General features: G+C 62.8%; 15 protein-coding genes and 1 pseudogene. 10 read left to right on the forward strand and 6 right to left on the reverse strand.

The window, feature by feature from the left end; all coding sequences use genetic code 11:
* Positions 1–502: 502 nt before the first annotated feature.
* A complete protein-coding gene (locus tag GU3_RS08250; RefSeq protein WP_014292071.1) occupies positions 503–1882 on the reverse strand; it encodes a DEAD/DEAH box helicase in 1380 nt (459 codons plus the stop codon).
* Between the two features lie 237 nt (positions 1883–2119).
* Between GU3_RS08250 and GU3_RS08255 the strand changes: the two genes are divergently transcribed.
* The 3 genes from GU3_RS08255 (at position 2120) to gcvA (ending at position 5111) form a co-directional block, all read left to right on the forward strand.
* A complete protein-coding gene (locus GU3_RS08255; protein ID WP_041543049.1) occupies positions 2120–2788 on the forward strand; it encodes an ankyrin repeat domain-containing protein in 669 nt (222 codons plus the stop codon).
* 33 nt (positions 2789–2821) lie between these two features.
* On the forward strand, positions 2822–4012 hold the full coding sequence (locus tag GU3_RS08260) for a cyanate transporter (protein WP_014292073.1): 1191 nt from the start codon (positions 2822–2824) through the stop codon (positions 4010–4012).
* A 163-nt stretch (positions 4013–4175) separates the two neighbouring features.
* On the forward strand, positions 4176–5111 hold the full coding sequence (gcvA, locus tag GU3_RS08265) for a transcriptional regulator GcvA (RefSeq protein ID WP_014292074.1): 936 nt from the start codon (positions 4176–4178) through the stop codon (positions 5109–5111).
* Between the two features lie 94 nt (positions 5112–5205).
* Here gcvA and GU3_RS08270 read toward each other — a convergent pair whose 3' ends face one another.
* Positions 5206–6903, reverse strand: a complete 1698-nt coding sequence (locus tag GU3_RS08270) for a BCCT family transporter (RefSeq protein WP_050899364.1) — start codon at positions 6901–6903, stop codon at positions 5206–5208.
* A gap of 331 nt (positions 6904–7234) precedes the next feature.
* Here GU3_RS08270 and GU3_RS08275 point away from each other — a divergent pair, with 331 nt between their 5' ends.
* The 6 genes and pseudogenes from GU3_RS08275 to GU3_RS08295 all read left to right on the forward strand — a co-directional run bounded on the left by GU3_RS08275 (position 7235) and on the right by GU3_RS08295 (position 12987).
* Positions 7235–8422: an aromatic ring-hydroxylating dioxygenase subunit alpha gene (locus tag GU3_RS08275; RefSeq protein WP_014292076.1), complete on the forward strand. Its 1188-nt coding sequence runs from the start codon at positions 7235–7237 to the stop codon at positions 8420–8422.
* A 2-nt stretch (positions 8423–8424) separates the two neighbouring features.
* Positions 8425–9852, forward strand: coding sequence for an aldehyde dehydrogenase family protein (locus tag GU3_RS08280; RefSeq protein ID WP_014292077.1), 1428 nt, complete (start codon positions 8425–8427; stop codon positions 9850–9852).
* 72 nt (positions 9853–9924) lie between these two features.
* Positions 9925–10086, forward strand: a pseudogene (locus GU3_RS17320) (rubredoxin); the annotation flags it as partial.
* Positions 10075–11313: an NAD(P)/FAD-dependent oxidoreductase gene (locus tag GU3_RS08285; RefSeq protein ID WP_237711183.1), complete on the forward strand. Its 1239-nt coding sequence runs from the start codon at positions 10075–10077 to the stop codon at positions 11311–11313. The pseudogene GU3_RS17320 and the gene GU3_RS08285, both read left to right, overlap by 12 nt.
* A gap of 10 nt (positions 11314–11323) precedes the next feature.
* A complete protein-coding gene (locus tag GU3_RS08290; protein WP_014292079.1) occupies positions 11324–12640 on the forward strand; it encodes an FAD-binding oxidoreductase in 1317 nt (438 codons plus the stop codon).
* Positions 12637–12987, forward strand: coding sequence for a cupin domain-containing protein (locus GU3_RS08295; RefSeq protein WP_014292080.1), 351 nt, complete (start codon positions 12637–12639; stop codon positions 12985–12987). Before GU3_RS08290 ends, GU3_RS08295 begins: the two co-directional genes overlap by 4 nt.
* Before the next feature lie 472 nt (positions 12988–13459).
* On the opposite strand, the gene GU3_RS08300 is transcribed toward GU3_RS08295, so the two are convergent.
* Together GU3_RS08300 and GU3_RS08305 are read right to left on the reverse strand one after the other, a co-directional pair.
* Positions 13460–14302, reverse strand: a complete 843-nt coding sequence (locus tag GU3_RS08300) for an EamA family transporter (protein ID WP_041543620.1) — start codon at positions 14300–14302, stop codon at positions 13460–13462.
* 173 nt (positions 14303–14475) lie between these two features.
* Positions 14476–15288, reverse strand: a complete 813-nt coding sequence (locus GU3_RS08305) for a helix-turn-helix transcriptional regulator (RefSeq protein ID WP_014292083.1) — start codon at positions 15286–15288, stop codon at positions 14476–14478.
* Between the two features lie 191 nt (positions 15289–15479).
* On the opposite strand from GU3_RS08305, the gene GU3_RS08310 reads away from it, so the two are divergent.
* Positions 15480–16877, forward strand: coding sequence for an aspartate ammonia-lyase (locus GU3_RS08310; RefSeq protein ID WP_014292084.1), 1398 nt, complete (start codon positions 15480–15482; stop codon positions 16875–16877).
* 76 nt (positions 16878–16953) lie between these two features.
* On the opposite strand, the gene GU3_RS08315 is transcribed toward GU3_RS08310, so the two are convergent.
* Both GU3_RS08315 and GU3_RS08320 read right to left on the reverse strand, forming a co-directional pair.
* A complete protein-coding gene (locus GU3_RS08315) occupies positions 16954–17751 on the reverse strand; it encodes an aspartate/glutamate racemase family protein (RefSeq protein WP_014292085.1) in 798 nt (265 codons plus the stop codon).
* Positions 17752–17852: 101 nt separating this feature from the next.
* Positions 17853–18797, reverse strand: a complete 945-nt coding sequence (locus GU3_RS08320) for a cyclodeaminase (protein WP_014292086.1) — start codon at positions 18795–18797, stop codon at positions 17853–17855.
* Between the last annotated feature and the right edge of the window lie 16 nt (positions 18798–18813).

An 18813-nucleotide genomic window follows, 5' to 3' on the forward strand; every position in this document is an offset into this window, starting at 1 on the left:
TGGTTAGTTTTTGTTTTTTATTTGGTCTATTCTTATTTATATTTCTCAAAAATGAATATGTGGGTTTCTGCTAAATTAATTTAGAGTTACAACATTGAAAATTATGTTTTTTATACGTGTAAATGCTACCGCCCTTCACTGTTGCTGAGGCGTAAGCGCATGCCTGAATACCTTGTTGAAAGATCATATTTTGTCGTATGAGTCCGAAAAGGCAATCTGAAAGTGCGTTTTGCGAGGCGAGTGTGTGAGTTTGGTGGGTTTGTGGGCGGTTTTTGTTGATGTGTGGCAGTCGGGGCTGGATGTCCGGGGGAGTTTGGTGTCGTCTGTACTGGGCTCCCGCCTTCGCGAGAATGACGGATAACCGCCGGATTTGTTGGTGTCTGCACTGGGCTCCCGCCTTCGCGGGAGCGACAAATAAGGGTGCGGGAATGACAAGCAAGGGGCGGGAACGATGAGGAAGACAGTAAAAAGCCGGCCACTATGGCCGGCTTTGATATGACGGTTACCGCGAATACTGCTCGGCGCGTTTGCCGCGCAGTTTCTTTTTCTTCGGGCCGGCTTTTTCGGTGGTGGTCTTTTTCAGGCGCACCGGGCTCGGGCTGCGCTTTTTGCCGCTGTCGGTGCGGTTGGCTTTCGGCTTGTTGTGGCCGTCCGCGTTGCCTTCCAGCTCTATGATGGTGGCCGTGCTCTTGTTGGAGCGGCCGGTGAGCACCTTGCGGGAGATCTTTTTCAAGAGCACATCCCGGTTGGAGACTTCATAGCCCGGTTTGTTAATGCGCTTGATGGGGGCGCCAATCAGCTTCTCAATGCGCGCCAGGGTCTGCTCTTCTTCCCGGCTTACAAAGGAAATGGCCTTGCCCGGGGCGCCGGCGCGGCCGGTGCGGCCAATGCGGTGCACATAGTCTTCCGGCAGGTAGGGCAGGTTGAAGTTCACCACATGGTCCAGGCCCTGAATGTCCAGGCCGCGGGCGGCCACTTCGGTGGCAATCAGCACCTGCAGCTTGGCGGACTTGAAGTCGGCAATGGCCCGGCGGCGGTTGCCCTGACTCTTGTCGCCGTGGCAAACGGCGGCTTCAACCTTGTTCTTTTTCAGCCCCGCCTGCAGGCGGTCGGCCTGCTCCTTGGTGCTGGTGAACACCAGCACCTGAAACCAGTTTTGCTCGGCCAGCAGCTGTTCAAACAGCTCAATCTTGCGGCTTTCTTCCACCGGATACACCGCATGGCGCACGGTGTCGGCGGTGCTGTTCACCCGGGTTACGCGAATTTGCTGGTGGTTGTGCAGCACCTTGTGGGCCAGCTCGTTCACCGCCGGCGAGGTGGTGGCGGAAAACAGCAGGGTCTGGCGCTTGGGCGCGGTGAGCTGCATCAGCTTGAGCACGTCGGCAATAAAGCCCATGTCGAGCATGCGGTCGGCTTCGTCCAGCACCACAAATTCCACGTCGCTCAGGGCCACGTTACCCAGCGTGATGTGCTCCATCAGCCGGCCGGGAGTGGCAATCACCAGATCGGTGCCCGCCTGTAGCTTGTTGGCCTGGCCGCCCATTTTCACGCCGCCGTAGAGGGCGGTCACGCTCAGGGGCAGGTATTTGGCATAGCCGCTGATGTTGTCGGCCAGCTGTTCGGCCAGCTCCCGGGTGGGGGTGAGGATCAGCGCGCGGGGGCGGCGCTCCACCGTGGCCTTGGGGTTGTCGACCATGCGCTGCAGCACGGGCAGGGCGAAGGCGGCGGTTTTGCCGGTGCCGGTTTGCGCGGTTACCTGCAGATCCTTGCCGCGGCGGGCGGGCACAATGGCCTGCATTTGTACCGGAGTCATTGCACTGTAGCCACAATCTGCCAGCGCGCGTTGCAGCTCGGGGGCCAGATCCAGAGATGAAAATTGCATGATAAGTCCTCTGTAGTGTCGCTACAGTCCAAAAAATGAGGGCAGAATATACCGTATTTTACCGCCCTTGGGCAGCGGCGTGAGCAAGGGAGTGCATGGCCCTCACCGGCAGGGGCGTATCGCCGGTTATTCGCTTTGCCAATAGGAGCCATTCAAATATTTAATTTTTCAATAATCAGGCCGGCTTCTACCATGCAGGGGTTACCTTACGCTCAAATCGGTCAGAAGGAGCAGCCTGTGTTGCGTTCATCCTTATTCGTTCACCTGGTGTGGTTGGGGGCCCTGCTGATGTCTGCAATAGCGAATGCCGGCGAGCCGGAGCAAGAGCTGCGGGCGGCGGCCATGGAAGGCGATGCTGCGCGCATTATGACCCTGCTGGAACAGGGCGCCGGGCTGGAAAGCCGGGACGGCGACGGCCGCACGGCGCTGATGCTGGCCACCCGCCATAACCGGGTGGAGGCGGCCCGGGTGCTGATTGACGCCGGCGCCGACGTCAACGCCAAAGATCGTATTCACGACAGCCCTTACCTCTATGCCGGTGCCAGCGGCTTTAACGACATTCTGGCGCTCACCCTGGCCCACGGCGCCGATCTCGCCAGTACCAACCGCTACGGCGGCACCGCGCTGATCCCCGCCGCCGAGCGCGGTCATGTGGACACCGTAAACATGCTGATTGCCGCCGGGGTAAACGTGAATCACATCAACCGGCTGCACTGGACCGCCCTTATGGAGGCCATCGTGCTGGGGCAGGGCGGGCCGGCGCACACGCGCATTGTGGCGCTGTTGCTGGACGCCGGGGCCGATCCGAACATTGCCGACGCCGACGGCATTACTCCGCTGCAACATGCCCGCCAGCGGGGCTACACCAAAATGGTGAGCCTGCTGGAGCAGGCCGGCGGCCGCTGACACGTCTTTTTATTGCTTAACCGGAATCCATAGATGACCGCTCAATCCCGCTCTTTTGCCCGTGAGCAGGGCGCCATGCTGCTGCTGGTGGTGCTCGTTGGCCTGAACCTGCGCCCCTTTATTACCGGCCCGGGCCCGGTGATGGAGATGATCCGCACCGGCACCGGCCTCAGCTACGTGGGCATGTCGCTGATCACCCTGCTGCCGTTTTTGCTGATGGGAGTGGGGGCTTTTGTCTCACCGCACTTGCAGGCTAAATGGGGCACCCGCCGGGGCCTACTCACCGCCCTGGCGCTGCTGATGCTGGGCTCGGCATTGCGACTGGTGGTGCCTAATGGTGTTTCGCTGCTGGTCACCGCCCTGCTCTGCGGCATGGGCGTGGCCTTTGTGCAGTCGGTGTTTCCCGGCATCATCAAGCAGCACTTTCCGGGGCGCATGGCCATGGTCACCGGCCTCTATTCGGCGATGATCATGGGCGGCGGCGCCATCGGCGCCCAGCTGACGCCCTGGCTGGCGGGCACCGAGCAGCACTGGCAGCAGGCGCTGGCCTGGCTGGCGCTGCCGGTGGCATTGGCCTGGCTGTGCGCCCGCAAGGTACTGGTCGAGCAGGGCGGCAACCGGCCCGAGCCGGGGCTGGCGAGCCGGCTGCTGGCCCGGCCCCGCACCTGGCAGTTGATGCTGTGCTTTGGCTTTGTGAACGCCGGTTACTCCACCATGGTCACCTGGCTGGCGCCTTATTATCAGCAACTGGGCTGGAGTGCCGCCAGCAGCGCCGGCCTGGTGTCGGTCATGGCGGTGGCCCAGGCGGTGTCGGCGGTGGGCATTACCCTGCTGGCCCGGGGCCAGGACCGACGCCCCTGGCTGTGGCTCACCCTGCTGCTGCAACTCACCGGCTTTGCCGGCCTGCTGCTGCAGCCGGAGCTCGCCCCTTGGCTGTGGGTGGCGGTGTGCGGCATGGGGCTTGGGGGCAATTTTTCCATGTCGCTGGTGACGGCGCTGGATCACCTGCCCGAGCCCCGCCAGGCGGGGGTGCTCACCGCCCTCATGCAGGGGGGCGGCTTTTTGCTGGCGGCATTGGGGCCATTGGCGGTGTCGCTGCTGCTGGAAAGCACCGGCACTTTTGCCGCCGGCTGGACCCTGCACCTGGGGCTGGTGAGCGTGGTGCTGCTGACCACCCTGCGCTTTAACCCGCGCCGCTACGGCCAGGCCATGGCCACCCCCTGAATGGCGGCCGAAGGTGGCTGGCCTTGCACGTTGTGTAATATTTACGGTGAGGATGCGCGCGATCACAGGGCGATTTGATATCGCTGGAGGCGCGCAAAAACAATGATAGAGTGCGCTCGGAAACGGACAGGAGCCGTTTGTCCCAACACCGTCAGGAGCGACCATGAAGATCAAGCCACTGCCGCCCATGAACAGCCTTATCGTGTTCGAGGCGGCGGCCCGTCACCTCAGTTTTACTCTGGCTGCCAACGAACTTAGCGTGACCCAGGGCGCCATCAGCCGGCAAATTCGCCAGCTGGAGGAATACCTGGGCAAGGATCTGTTTGTGCGGGCCAACCGCAACATCTCCCTGACCCCCACCGGCATGCAGTATTACCAGACCATTTACCGTGCCCTGCTGGACGTGGCCCAGGCCACTGGCGAGATCAAAAAGTGGCAGGGAGAGCAGCAAATTACCGTGGCCACCACCAATGCCATGGCGGCACTGTGGCTGCTGCCCAAGGTGGCGGAATTTCAGCAACAGCATGAAGAGGTGGATCTGCGCATTCTCGCCTCCGATCAGGTCACGGACTTTCGCCGGCTGGATTGCGACATTGCGCTGTTTTACTGCCGGCTGCCGCCGGCGGAGATGAAGGTGACCAGGCTGTTCCCTGAAGAGGTGTTTCCGGTGTGCAGCCCCGCTTACCTGGAGCGCACCAAGGAGTGGGGCACGCCGGAAGAGCTGTTTGGCAGAACATTGCTGTATCTTGATGAATCCCAGCGCGACTGGGTGAGCTGGCCGGAGTGGTTTGAGCAGGTCGGCTGGCCCAATATCACGCCCCGCAACCGGGTGAACATCAACAATTACCCCATGTTGTTGCAGGCCGCCATTAACGGCCAGGGCATTGCCCTGGCCTGGGGATCCCTGGTGGATGAATACCTGGAAAGCGGCGCCCTGGTGCGGCCGGTGGATACGGTGCTGCGCACTCCGGCCAGCTTTTGCATGCTCGAACCCCTGAACCGGGGTGTGGTGCCCAACAGCGTTAAACTGTTCCGCACCTGGCTGCTGGAGCAGTTACCGGGACAGGTGGGCGAAAAAGGCCTGCATAACGGCGCCTGAGCAGAGAAGGAAGCGTCACTCTCGCGCAGACGGAAAGCAAAAAAACCGGCATGTCACCATGCCGGTTTTTGTTTTTAACGCCGGTGGTGGCGGCTTATTTGCCTACGACCGGGTTGTTCCAGGCCACGGCGGGGGCCGGCTCGTTGGTCAGCGGTTCAACCGGACCATCCAGCTTGGCGGCTTCCGGACGCACATGATCCGGCAGCATGGCCCAGGGCTGGGGCTCGCGGCGAATGCTGTGGAACAGGGTCAGGCTCATCACCGCAATAAAGATAGCAATGGGGAAACCGGCAATAATGGACGCGGTCTGCATGGCCTTGAGCCCGCCGGCGTATAGCAGCACGGCGGCAATGGCGGCAATGATCACGCCCCACAACACCCGTATCATGGTGGGCGGCTCGGTGGCGCCGGCGGCATCCAGGGTGCACAGCACCAGGGTGCCGGAGTCGGCGGAGGTAATGAAGTAGGTGCCCAGCAGCACGCAGGCCAGTATGCTCAGCAGCTTGCCCAGGGTGCCGGTGTCCAGGTTGTCAAACAGGGTGAACAGGGCCTTGGTGGTGTCCTGCTTGGTGGCCGCCAGAATGGGGCCGCCGGCAAAATCGGCCTGGGGCGCCTGCCCGGATTCGGCCAGTACCACCGCCTGCTGCTCGTACGCCACGCGCACATCCTGCTCCACCTTCAAGGCCGAGCCGCCGAACACCGACATCCACAGAAAGGTGATCAGGGTGGGCACGATCAGGGCGCCGCCAATCAGCTCGCGAATGGTGCGGCCCTTGGAGATGCGCGCCACAAACATGCCGACAAAGGGCGCCCAGGTCATCCACCAGGGCCAGTAGTAGGCGGTCCACCAGTTCTGCCAACCGGAATCATTCTGGGCGTCGCTCCACAGGCTCATGCCGACGATGTTCTGCACATAGCTGCCGCTGCTTTCCAGCAGGGTGTTGAGAATGTAGCGGGTGGGGCCAACGTAGAGCACGATCAGCACCAGTACCAGCGACAGCAGCATGTTCCATTCCGACAGCCGGCGAATGCCCCGGCCCACCCCCGACAGCACCGAGGCCACGGCGCAGGTGCACAGCACTACTATGATCAGCAACTGAACCCCCAGGCCGATATCGACACCGAACACCAGGTTCAGGCCGGTATTGATCTGAATGACCCCCATGCCCAGCGTCTGGGAAATGCCAAAGGCGGTAATGGCTACGGTGAGAATGTCCACCGCATGACCGATGGGGCCATAGATGCGATCACCGATCAGCGGATACAGGATGGATCTCAGGGTAAAGGGCAGATCCTTGCGGTAGGCAAAATAGGCCAGCGCCAGGGCCACGATGATAAACACCGACCAGGGGTGCAGGCCCCAGTGGAAGAAGGCTAGCTGCATGGCACTGCCGGCCGCTTCCTGGGTCAGCCCGGTGCTGAACGGATTGTCGGCGTAGTGCCACATGGGCTCGGCCACCGACCAGAAAATAAGGCCGATGCCCATGCCACCCGAAAACAGCATGGCCACCCAAGACAGGTAGCTGAATTCGGGCTTTTCATTGTCTTTGCCCAGACGGATGTGGCCGTAGCGGCTGACCATCAGATAGAGCAAAAAGCCGACCACCAGCGTGACCAGCCCCAGATAAAACCACTTCATGTTTTGCAGCAAAATGCCGGAAACGGTTTCAAAGTATTGCCCGGCCTGATTGGCCAGAATGGCACAGAATAGTACAAAGCCGATGACCAGCACCTTGGAGGCGATGGTCACCGTTGGATTAAGTCCTTTCAAAATCCCGGATGTAGCACGCATAACTCCTCCCTCTTCCCCTTTGCGTATTACGTTAATTGGTTAACGTTCTGTTAACGGCGTGAGGTTAGGGATAGTGGAATACAGGCTCAAGTTATTTTTTCTCATCCATGAGTGACGCCAGCTCATGCGTCGCCCCTCGTAAGCCTCGCAGGGCATGGGGTGGTTACATTTGGAGCGTATTTTTGACGGATGACGAAAGCTCATCCGTACCCGGCGAAAAAGTCGTTTGTTTGTTGCCACCTTGTTAACCAGAATCCACCCCATCGGCACAGACGAGTGCCAACGACAAGGAACCACGCAGCCAACACTGCGTCACTGTGGAGAAAGCAACATGAGCAACGTCAGCCAAACCATTATTCCTGTACAGCAGGTAGACAGCGTCCTGAATCCGATTGTGGAAGCCAGCGGCATGCCCAATACCGCTTACACCAGCCAGGAATATTTTGCCTTTGAGCGCGACAAGGTGATCGGCAACACCTGGGCCTGCGTCGGCTTTGCGTCCGACCTGATCAAAAACGGCTACGTCATGCCGGTCAGCTTTATGAAAATGCCGCTGCTGATGATGCGCAACAAAGACGGTGAAGTGCAGGTGTTCCACAACGTCTGCAGCCACCGCGGCATGCAGCTGGTGCATGAGCCCGGCGAAGTGCAGGGCATGATCCGCTGCCCCTACCATTCCTGGACCTATGATCTGAACGGCAACCTCAAGGGCACCCCGCACATCGGCGGCATTGCCAAGCACAAGGACGAGCGCTTCAAGTGCGAAAAGCACGGTCTCAAGCCGCTGCGCTCCGCGGTATGGATGGACATGGTGTTCGTCAACCTGTCCGGCGATGCCCCTTCCTTTGAAGAGCACATCGCTCCCTTGGAAAGCCGCTGGAACGAATTCCTGGGCAACGATGGCCTGAGCCTGCTGCGCCGGGTCAACATGGGTGGCCACCTGGAAATTGAAGTGGAAAGCAACTGGAAGCTGACCGTGGAAAACTACTGCGAAGCCTACCATCTGCCCTGGGTGCACCCGGCGCTGAACACCTATTCCAAGCTGGAAGATCACTACAACATCATGTTTGAAGACCGCTTTGCGGGGCAGGGCAGCTACAAATACGACCTGTCCGGCACCGCCGGCACTCATCTGCCCATGTTCCCGAGCTGGCCCAAAGACAAGCTGCGCCATGCGGAATACGTGGCCCTGTTCCCCAACGTGCTGCTGGGCATTCAGGCGGATCATGCCTTCGCCATGATGATTGACCCCATTCACGCGGAAAAAACCATTGAGCGCCTGCGTTTGTTCTATGTGGGCGACGAAGCCACCCGCGATGAATACGCCGCCTGCCGAACCGCTACCCTGGAGTCCTGGCGCGTGGTGTTCGGCGAAGACATCGGTGCCGTGGAAGGCATGCAGCGTGGCCGCCATTCCCCCGGTTTTGGCGGTGGCGTGTTCTCCCCCGAAATGGACCTGCCCACTCACTTCTTCCAGAAGTGGCTGGCCACCCAGACCAAGGCCGCGATGGAGGACTGACCGTGCAACATTATCTGAACTATATCGATGGCCAGTGGCTGAACGCCGAGCGTCGGCTCACCGTGATGAACCCGGGCACCGGCGAGCCCCATGCCACCATTGCCCAGGCCAGCATTGAAGATGCCGACCTGGCCATGGCCGCCGCCCGCCGCTGTGTGAACAGCGGCGCCCTCAGCGAGGTGCGCCCGGCCCGGCGCACCACCTGGATGCTGAAGGCCGCTGAGGCCATTCGCGCCATCGCCGACGAAGGGGCCCTGGTGGCCTGCCGGGAAAACGGCAAGAGCCTGAACGATGCCCGCGACGAGTTTATCGAGGCGGCCCGTTATTTCGAATATTACGCCGGCATGGCCGACAAGATTGAGGGCATTTCGGTGCCGCTCGGCAAGGACTACGTTGACTTCACCCAGTATGTGCCCTTTGGTGTGTCGGTGCAGATTGTGCCCTGGAACTTTCCGGTGTCCATCTGCGCCCGCTCCCTGGCCCCGGCGCTGGCCGCCGGCAATGCGGTGGTGATCAAGTCGCCGGAGATCTCGCCCCTGGCCATGACCCTGCTGGTCAAGGCGGTGGAGCAGGCCGGTTTCCCCCAGGGCGCGATTAACCTGCTGTGCGGCAAGGGCTCGGAGGTGGGCAGCCACCTGGTCAAACACCCCGACGCCAACCAGATCGTGTTCACCGGCTCGGTGCCCACCGGCCAGCGCATCCTGAAGGATGCCGCCGAGCGCGCCACCCCCTCGGTGATGGAGCTGGGCGGCAAGTCCGCCGCCATCGCCCTGGCGGACGCGGATCTCGACACCCTGCTGGCCAGTGTGAAAGTCGGCATTTTCTTCAACGCCGGCCAGGTGTGCTCGGCCATGTCCCGCCTGCTGGTGCAGCGTAGCCGCTACGACGAGGTCAAGGCCGCCGTGGTGGCCCTGGCCGAAAGCCTGAGCATGGGCCAGGGCGAGAGCAATCCGGATCTCACCCCTGTGGTGTCCGAAGGGCAGCAGCGGCAGGTGCTGGCGATGATCGAGCAGGCCCGGGCCGAGGGCGCGACCGTGCTCACCGGCGGCGTGGCCCCGGACTTGTCCGGCTACTTTGTGGCGCCCACCGTGATTGAGGCGACCCCGGACATGCGCATTGCTCAAGAAGAAGTGTTTGGCCCCGTGCTGGTGATCATGCCCTTCGACGATGAAGACGAGGCGGTGGCCCTGGCCAACGGCACCGACTTCGGCCTGGTGGCCGGGGTGTTCGGTGAAGGCCTGAGTCAGACTCTGCGGGTGGCCAACCGGCTGCGCGGCGGTCAGGTGTTCATCAACGAATGGTTCGCCGGCGGCATTGAAACCCCCTTCGGCGGGGTGGGGCTGTCGGGCTTTGGCCGCGAGAAAGGACAGGAAGCCATCTACAGCTATGTCCAGACCCGCAATATCGGCATTCGCCTGAGCCGGGGCTGACAGCGAGTCAACAACGGGCCGGCGTTGAACCGGCCCGCAGCAAGGCAGTAACAGGGTAGTGGGGAGAGGAAGATGAAAAAGTGGTTATGCATCATCTGCGGACTGATTTATGACGAAGCCAAGGGCTGGCCGGCGGACGACATTGCCCCGGGCACCCGTTGGGAAGACGTACCGGACGACTGGCTGTGCCCCGATTGCCTGGTGGGCAAGGCGGATTTCGAAATGATCGAAATCACCAACGACGAGCCCGCTCCGGTGGCGGCGGTGGCCGAGGTGGCTACCCCGGCGGCCGAGCCCGCGCTTGAGCCGGTGGTGATCATCGGCACCGGCCACGGTGGCTACCAGCTGGCGGTGGCGCTGCGGGCCCGTTCACCCGAGCTGCCCATTACCCTGTTTACCGCCGACGACGGCGCCCTTTACAGCAAGCCGGCGCTGTCCAACGCCCTGGCCCTGGGTAAGGACGGCGACGGCCTGGTGAGCGAGACCGCCCTGTCCTGGGAGCAGCGCCTGGGCGTGCGGGTTTACCCCCATACCCGGGTTGAGCGCATCGACCGGGAAAACAAGCGGCTGCACACCAGCATTGGCGAATATCCCTATGGCCGCCTGGTGCTGGCCACCGGCGCCTCGCCCATTCAAATTCCGGTGGCCGGCATCCCGGTGGCCGGCGAGCAAAGCGCCATGGTAAGCGTGAACGATTTGCTGGACTACCGCCGCTTTCGCGAACGGCTGGCCGGCAAACAGCACGTCACCATTCTGGGAGATGGCCTCATCGGCTGTGAGTTCGCCAACGATCTGGCGGCCCAGGGTATTGGCGTGACCGTGGTGGGGCTGGGCCAGTGGCCGATGGAGCGGCTTATTCCGCAACCGCTGGGTGAAGCCCTGCAACGGGCCCTGAGCGGCCTGGGCGTGGAGTGGGCGCTGCAAGACAGCATCAGCCGCATCGACGCCGCCGACGAGGGCTATTGCCTGCAATTGCAGAGTGGCCGTGAGCTGGCCACCGATCTGGTGCTGAGCGCCGTGGGGCTTAGGCCCAACACCGGCCTGGCCCAGGCCGCGGGGCTGGCCACCGGGCGCGGCATCAGTGTTGACCTGGCCCATGCCACCAGTGACCCCGCCATTTTCGCCCTGGGCGACTGTGCGGAAGTCGCCGGCCAGTGGGCCCCTTATATTGCCCCCATCAACCAGGCTATTCCCGCCCTGGTGGAGACCCTGCTGGGCCGGCCCACCGAGGCGACCCTCAAGGCTTCGCCGGTGCTGGTGAAAACCCCGGTGCTGCCGCTGTCGGTGCAACCGGCCATGGGCCCCGGGGAATGGCGGGTGGACGCCCACGGCGAAGAGCTGGCGGCGGGTTTTTACGGCGCCGATGGCAGCCTGAGCGGTTTTGCACTACTGGGCCGCGAGCTGCAGAGTCAGCGCAGCCAGTGGCTGGAACAACTTAATCCGGCCCGGAACGTGGCCTGAGGACAGACCCATGATTGCCTTACCGAACGACGACACCAGCTGCGGCTGGTACCAGGCGCTGCCCCAGGCAGCGCCGGCCACCCGGCTCAAGGGCCGGCAGCAGGCCGACTACGCGGTGCTGGGGGCGGGCTTTGCCGGCCTGGCCGCCGCCCGCCGGCTGGCCGAGCTCAAGCCCGAGGCGCGCATTGTGCTGGTGGATGCCCAACGGGTGGCGGAAGGCGCCTCCGGGCGCAACTCCGGCTTTGTCATCGACCTGCCCCACAAGTTCGCCCTGGAACACCCGGATCCGGTGCACAAGCAGAAACTGCTGGGCCTGAACCGGGCCGCCATCGCCCAGTTGCAGGGGCTGGTGGAGCGCCACGGCATTGATTGCCAGTGGTCCGCCGTGGGCAAGTACCAGGGGGCGGTGGGGGAGCGCGGCATCGCCTTTCTCGAGCACTTCGAGCACCTGATGAAGGACTTGGGCGAGCCCTACCACTGGGTGGACAAGGCCGAGCTGGGCAAGGTACTGGGTACCGGCTTTTACAGCCAGGCCATTTTCACCCCCGGTTGCTACCTGATGCAGCCGGCGGCCCTGGTGCGGGGCATGGCCGAGCACCTGCCGGAGAACGTGGAGTTGCTGGAGCAGTCGCCCATTCGTTCGCTGCGCCGCGAAGGCGGCCAGTGGCGGTTGCAGGGGGACGACGGCGAGATCCAGGCGCCAACCCTGTTGCTGGGGGCCAGCATCTTTACCCGGGAGTTTGGTTACCTGAAAAACCGGCTGCTGCCGGTGATGACCTTCGCCAGCTGGACCCGACCGCTGACCGACGACGAGCTGGCCCGCTACGGCGGCGAGCTGAACTGGGGCCTGACCCCGGCGGATCATGCCGGCACCACGCTGCGCATGACCGCCGACCGGCGCATTCTTATTCGCAACAGCTACAAGCACGTGCCCAAGTACGGTGCCAGTGTGAGTGATGGCATGCGCCGGAAAATTCGCGCCGATCATCGCCAGGCGTTTCTGGACCGTTACCCCGAATTGGCCGAAGTGCCCTTTACCCATACCTGGGGCGGCGTTTACGCCATCTCCCGCAACTTCACCAACTTCTTTGGTGAGCTGGAAGACGGCGTGTTTGCCAGCGCCTGTGACAACGGCGTGGGCGCGGCCTGGGGCACCATTTCCGGTACCCTGATGGCGGACATGGCGGTGGGCGCCGATTCCCAGGCGCTGCGGGACATTCGCCAGGTGACCGGCATGCCCAGCCTGAACCCGCCCGAGCCCTTGCTGGGGCTGGGAGTGAAAAGCCGGATTCGCCTCGCCAGGTGGCAGAGCAGGAGTGAACTGTGAAAGAAGTCAAACTCGTCGACAGCAAGGCTCTGGACTTTACCGTGCGGGGCGACTCGCCCGGCATGGCTTATGTCGCCCGGGCCCTGAGCCCGGACGTGTCGCCGAACATGGGCGTGGGCTTTGCCCGCTGGGAAGGGGCCGAAGTGGCCTGGACCGTACTTTACGACGAAGTGGTGTTCGTGATTGAAGGCTGCTTTGAGCTGACCGCCAATGGCAAAACGCACCAGGTTCGCCCCGGGCAGATGCTGTGGATCCCCGAAGGCACCGAGCTGGTGTACGGCGGCCACGCGCTGTTCGGTTATGTGGTTCACCCCGGCAACTGGAAGGAGCTGCACGGCCTGGCCTGAACATTTATACGTCTCCAAGCACTACCTTGCCGGCCTTTTGGCCGGCTTTTTTACCTTCAGGTAGCCGGGAACGGTGCTGCGGATCCACAGTGAATACCGCCTGCCCGGTACCGCAAAGACGACTCTGACGCCTCGGCATGCCGTTCGCGTAGCCAGTGCACCCAGGGGCGCGGTCTTCTGAGGCAACCGTGGTGGCGGTGCATATGGATGCCATCAACCATATGGGCCAGACCCGTGACAAGCTCAGCGGTTATGTTCGGGAGCATGAACTGGAGAAGCGGGTTGAGATCCCGAAAGACGGCGAAACGCTGATATTTTAATCTGAAGGGAGCCGCCTAGTTGACTGCTATTGCCGGCCTTTTGGCCGGCTTTTTTGTGCCTGACGGGCAGGACGGGAGAGAAGCTTACTGTTTGCACCAAGGTTGATACATAACCTGAAGTTATTGATTTTGTGCATGCCGAGTTGTCAGTCTTACCCCGCGGCCAGTGCGGGCCGTAAACGGCGGCCCGGCAGGCGTTGCAGCAGCAGGGCGGCGAGCACCACTGAGCCTCCCAGCCAGGCTTGCTGGCTGGGGGCTTCGTTCAAAGCCATCCACACCCAGAGCGGACCCAGCAGCATTTCCAGTAGCAGCAGCAGGCTGACTTCCGCCGCCGGCAGGTAGCGGGGGCCCTGGCTTATCAGGGCATAGGCCAGAGGCACCACCACCAGGCCGAGCAGGCCCAGCCAGAGGGCATCGGAGGCCGGCACCACCAGCACCGGCGCCTGACTGAAGGCTACCAGGGCGATGACCAGGCCGGCCGGTACCAGGGAGGGGGCCATGTTGAGCGGACGGGCGGCCCGATCGCACACCAGTTTGGCAGCCAGGCTGGCGGCACACAGCAGGGCGGTGAGATCGCCGGCCAGGTTGCCATCCCGGCTGCCCGACAGCAGCAGCATCAGTCCGGCCAGACACAGCCCCATGGCCAGCCAGGTGCGCGGCGCCACCTTTTCCTTCAGCAGCATGCGGCTCAACAGGGCGCCTATCAGCGGGGCGGCGGCGAGAATGATCAGGGTGTTGGCCACGCTGGTCAGGCGTACCGCCAGCACAAAGGTGATAGTGGTCACGGCATAGCACAGCGCCGAGCCCAGCATCAGCCGGCGTGGCAGCCGCACGGTGGGTCGGCAAAACAGCGCCAGGCTCAGGCTGAGCAGCAGGCCGCGCCAGAACAGCAAAGTCCAGTGATCGGCACTGATCAGGCGAATAAGCAGGGCGTCCAGGCTGAGCACGGCAACGCCGGCCAGGGTCAGGATAACGCCTTTGTGATGAGGGGACATGCCGGTCTCCGCAGGATGATAACTGCCGGCGAGCATGGCCTGTTTGCGGCGGCCGGACTGTGCTGAAAACGGCCTGATGAATGACGGAAACGACCTTCTTTCGCCACTCCCGTGAATACGGGAGTCCAGGGCCGGCGTGTTCGTGCTAGGCCACTCCCGCCCTGATGGCATGATCAGAAATAATGCCGGGCCCGAAAGTGGTGTTCGCCCGGGGCCATGTCGTTGCTGATGGCATTGAGAATGGAACTGGAGATCTGGCCGCTGTCGGCGTCAAAGGTGCTGCACAGGGCCAGGGTTCGGCGAATATCCACGCGCTGGCCCAGGTATTCCAGCACCACCCGGGTGCAGCTGGGAATGCGCTCGCCACTGGCCGAGGCGCCCAGGCGCAGGCCGCTCAGCCGGCCCACCCGGCTTTTGAAGGTGGGGATCAGTATGGTCTGGGTGATCTGGTTGCCGGTGAGGGATTCATAATCCACCAGAAAAATGCGGTCCGCCAGCAGGTGGGCCATGCCCAGATACTTGCTGTGATACACCCGCTCGCCCGGCGCCTGCTGCAGACGCTCGGTGCGCTGGTAATACACCCCGTTGCCCCGGCGCTCCAGGCACACCAGGTTGCGCAAAATCTTGCCCGGAAAGGCCATGGAATAATGGTATTCAAAGTAATAGCCCAGGTACTTTTCCAGCCCCTGGCAGTTGGCCTGCAGCAGGCTGATGTGGCTGGTTTCCGGGGGCGCTTCTTCGGTGGCCTGGGGTCTGGGCCTGACCTGGATCAGCAGCTCGAACTGGCTGTGGGGCATCAGTATTTCATGCTCTTCCACCCCGAAGAAATCACACAGCCGGCGCAGGCTGTGGGCCGACGGCTTGTAGCGGCCGCTCAGGTAGCGGTTGAACTGGGGGCGGTTGATCCTGAGCCGGCGACAGACCTCGGCCACCGACTTGTAGTAGCTGCAGAGCAGGCGCAGGTTTTTGGCAAAATCGTGGTGCATAGGGGCTCCCTGAATCGGTGCTCAAGTGTACCTAAAGTCACTTTTCTGCAACAGGGTGCAACAGTCTCTTTTTGGTGCACCCAGTGCGCCATTTCGCATCAGTTTGAGCCAGGGCGTCAAATATTCAGCCCCCCGTGCCTGCTGCTGTAATAAGGCTCTTTACAGTAGATTGCCGACAGGGCAGGTAACCAATGCAAACACGTATCGAAAAGGATTTACTGGGTGAACAGCCGGTGCCGGCCGAGGCCTGGTATGGCATTCAAACCCAGCGGGCGCAGCAGAATTTCACCATTACCGGGGTGCCCATCAGTCATTTTCCCGAGCTGATCCGCGCCCTGGCCATGGTCAAGGCCGCCGCCGCCCGGGCCAACCACCGGCTGGGCCTGCTGGCGCCCCACAAGGCCGAGGCCATTGAGGCCGCCTGCGCCGAGATCATGGACGGCGCCCTGCACGATCAATTTGTGGTGGATCTCATTCAGGGCGGGGCGGGTACCTCCACCAACATGAACGCCAACGAAGTGATCGCCAACCTGGCGCTGACCAAGCTGGGCCATGAGCGGGGTGACTACCAACACCTGCACCCCAACAACGACGTCAACCGCTGCCAGTCCACCAACGATGCCTATCCCACGGCGGCCCGGCTGGCCATTGTGTTTGCCGCCCAGCCGCTGAAGGCCGCCATTGCCGGGCTGCAGCAGAGCCTGGCCGACAAGGCCGGCGAGTTTGCCCATATTCTTAAAATGGGCCGCACCCAGATGCAGGACGCGGTGCCCATGACCCTGGGCCAGGAATTCGAGGCCTTCGCGGTCAACCTGGGGGAAGAAGAAGCCCGCATCGACGATGCCTGCCGGCTGCTGTGCGAGGTGAACCTGGGCGGCACCGCCATCGGTACCGGCATTAATGCCCACCCCGATTATGCGGTGCTGGCGGTGAGCCACCTGGCCGAGGTGTCGGGCCAGCCGGTGAGCCTGGCCAGTAACCTGGTGGAAGCCACCTCCGACATGGGCGCCTTTGTCACCTTCTCCAGCGTGCTCAAGCGGCTGGCGGTGAAGCTGTCCAAGCTGAGCAACGATCTGCGTCTGCTGTCCAGCGGCCCGCGCACCGGCCTGGGCGAGATCCGGCTGCCCGCCATGCAGCCCGGCTCGTCCATCATGCCCGGCAAGGTGAACCCGGTGATCCCCGAGGCGATGAACCAGACCGCCTTTCAGGTGATCGGGGCCGATCTGGCGGTGACCCTGGCGGCAGAAGCCGGCCAGTTGCAGCTGAACGCCATGGAGCCGCTGATCATCTATAACCTGCTGAACTCCAGCCGCATGCTGGGGGAAGCCATTCGCATGCTGGACACCCGCTGTGTGCAGGGCATTGAAGCCAACGAGGCCCAGTGTGCCGCCCATGTGCACAACAGCATCGGCATCATTACCGCCCTGGTGCCCCACATCGGTTACGACAATGCCAGCCGCATCGCCAACCAGGCGCTGATGAGCGGCGCCACCGTGGCCGAGCTGGTGCGGGAAGAGCAGCTGCTCAGTGAAGAGCACCTGGCGGCGGTGCTGAGCCCGGCCTCCATGCTGGCCCCCGGCCTGATCTGAGCCGCCACCAGGGTGTGACCCCAATACAAAGCCGGTCGATGACCGGCTTTGTGCTGTTTGAACAAGGGGCCCGGGTTCAGGCCACCAGCGGGTGTGCCGCCGGCTCTCGCAGCAGCCGGCCAAAGCCGGGGATCTGTGGCGGGTGGCCGGCCAGGTGCAGGGCATGCCAGAACATGGCCTGATTGGAGCTCACCACCGGCAGGTTAATGTGTTGTTCCAACTGCTCCAGCACCGAGAGCGCCCGCAGGTTGGTACAGGACAAAAAGACCCCGTCGGCGTCGCAACCACTCAGCAGGGCCGTCGTTGCCTCCATGATGGCGTCGGGATGAATGGCGGGAATGTCCGTGTCCAGCGTCAGGGCAAAGGCACCGAAGGCCACCACCTCGAACCCGGCCTGTTGCAGGGCCAGATAGAGGGGCCGGTTCACCTCGGTGTTATAGGGGGTCAGCACCGCCAGGCGATGAATGCCCAGGTGGCGCAAGGCCGACAGGCTGGCCTGCCAGGGGTTGGTGGTGGGCAGCCCCGGACGCTCCCGGGTCAGGCGTTCGGCCACGGCGTCGTTGCCCAGCAGCATGCTGGCGGAGGTACAGCCAAAGGCCATCACATCCAGTGGCAGCCCTGGCGCCACCAGTCCGGCGGCATCGGCAATGTGGTCGCCGGTGGCCTTGAGGGAGGTGGGGGTCATCAGGCTGTTGTAGGGCATGCGGGTGCTGTAAATTTCCACTCCGGGCCCGGCCAGCCGGTGCCAGTCGTTTTCCAGGGTGTAATCGCTCATTAACTGTACCAGGCCAATACGGACCTGTGCCCGGCGAACATCGTTGAAGAAGGGGTAAACCTGCTCCAGAGCAGTAAAGGTGTCGTGATCGTGACCCATGTGCGTATCCTTGCGCCATCACGGCCGAACAGGTTCGGCCAATCGCAGGTGGCCGGGGTGGCCACCTGTATATATTACGTCTGATGTTTGAGTGTTGTGGGTTAGCCGGCCAGGCGGTCGGCGGTGTAATTGGCGATGGCGGTATCCTGTACCCCGGTGCCGCTCAGATCGCACAGGGTGATCTGCTGCGGGCTGGTGCGCAACTGCCGCGCTTCGGCAATCACCTGGCCCAGTTCAAACACCGGCTTGGTAAAGGGGCCGGGGAAATGGTGCAGCTCGCCAATCACCTCCGACTGGGCCCGCCGGTCCACCACCAGCACATCCGCATTGGCCAGAATGGCCGGCTCCAGCTCCTGCTTGTGGCTGTTGTCCGAGCCCATGGCGGTGACATGGGTGCCGGGACGCAGATCGGCCCAGTGCAGCACCGGGCTGGAGGCGGGGGTGGTGGTCACCACAATATCGGCGGCGGCACAGGCAGCGGCCGCGCTTTGGTGTACCGTCACCGGCAATCCGTATTGCTGGGCCATGCGCTTTTGGTAAGCGGCCATTTTGTCGGCGTTGCGGGCAAAGACGTGCACTTCCCGTATCGGACGGACCAGCCTCAGGGCGGCCACCTGCAGTTCGGCCTGCAGGCCGGCGCCGATCACCGCCACGGCATGGCTGTCTTGCCGGGACAGGTGTTTGGCGGCAATGGCGCCGGCCAGGGCGGTGCGGATGTCGGTGAGGTAGCCTTCGTCAAACAACACCGAGTCCACCAGGCCGGTTTTGGCCGAGAACAGCACCATCAGGCCGTTGAGGCTGGGCAGGCCGAGTTTGGGGTTGTCAAAAAAGCCGGGGCTTATCTTGATGGCGAATCTGTCCTTGCCGCGGATATGGGCGGTTTTGACATCCACTTCGCCGTTGCTCTCGCTGATATTCATGCTGAGCACCGGCGGCATGGTGACCTCGCCCCGGCCCAGGGCGGCAAAGCCGGCTTCCACCGCCGCCAGCGCATCCCCGGTCAGGCCGGTCACCTCGGCGATTTGTGCTCTGTGGTAAATCTTCATCTGTGGCTCCAACGCG

This window comes from Oceanimonas sp. GK1 (assembly GCF_000243075.1).
In the GTDB taxonomy this organism is placed as follows: Bacteria; Pseudomonadota; Gammaproteobacteria; order Enterobacterales; family Aeromonadaceae; genus Oceanimonas.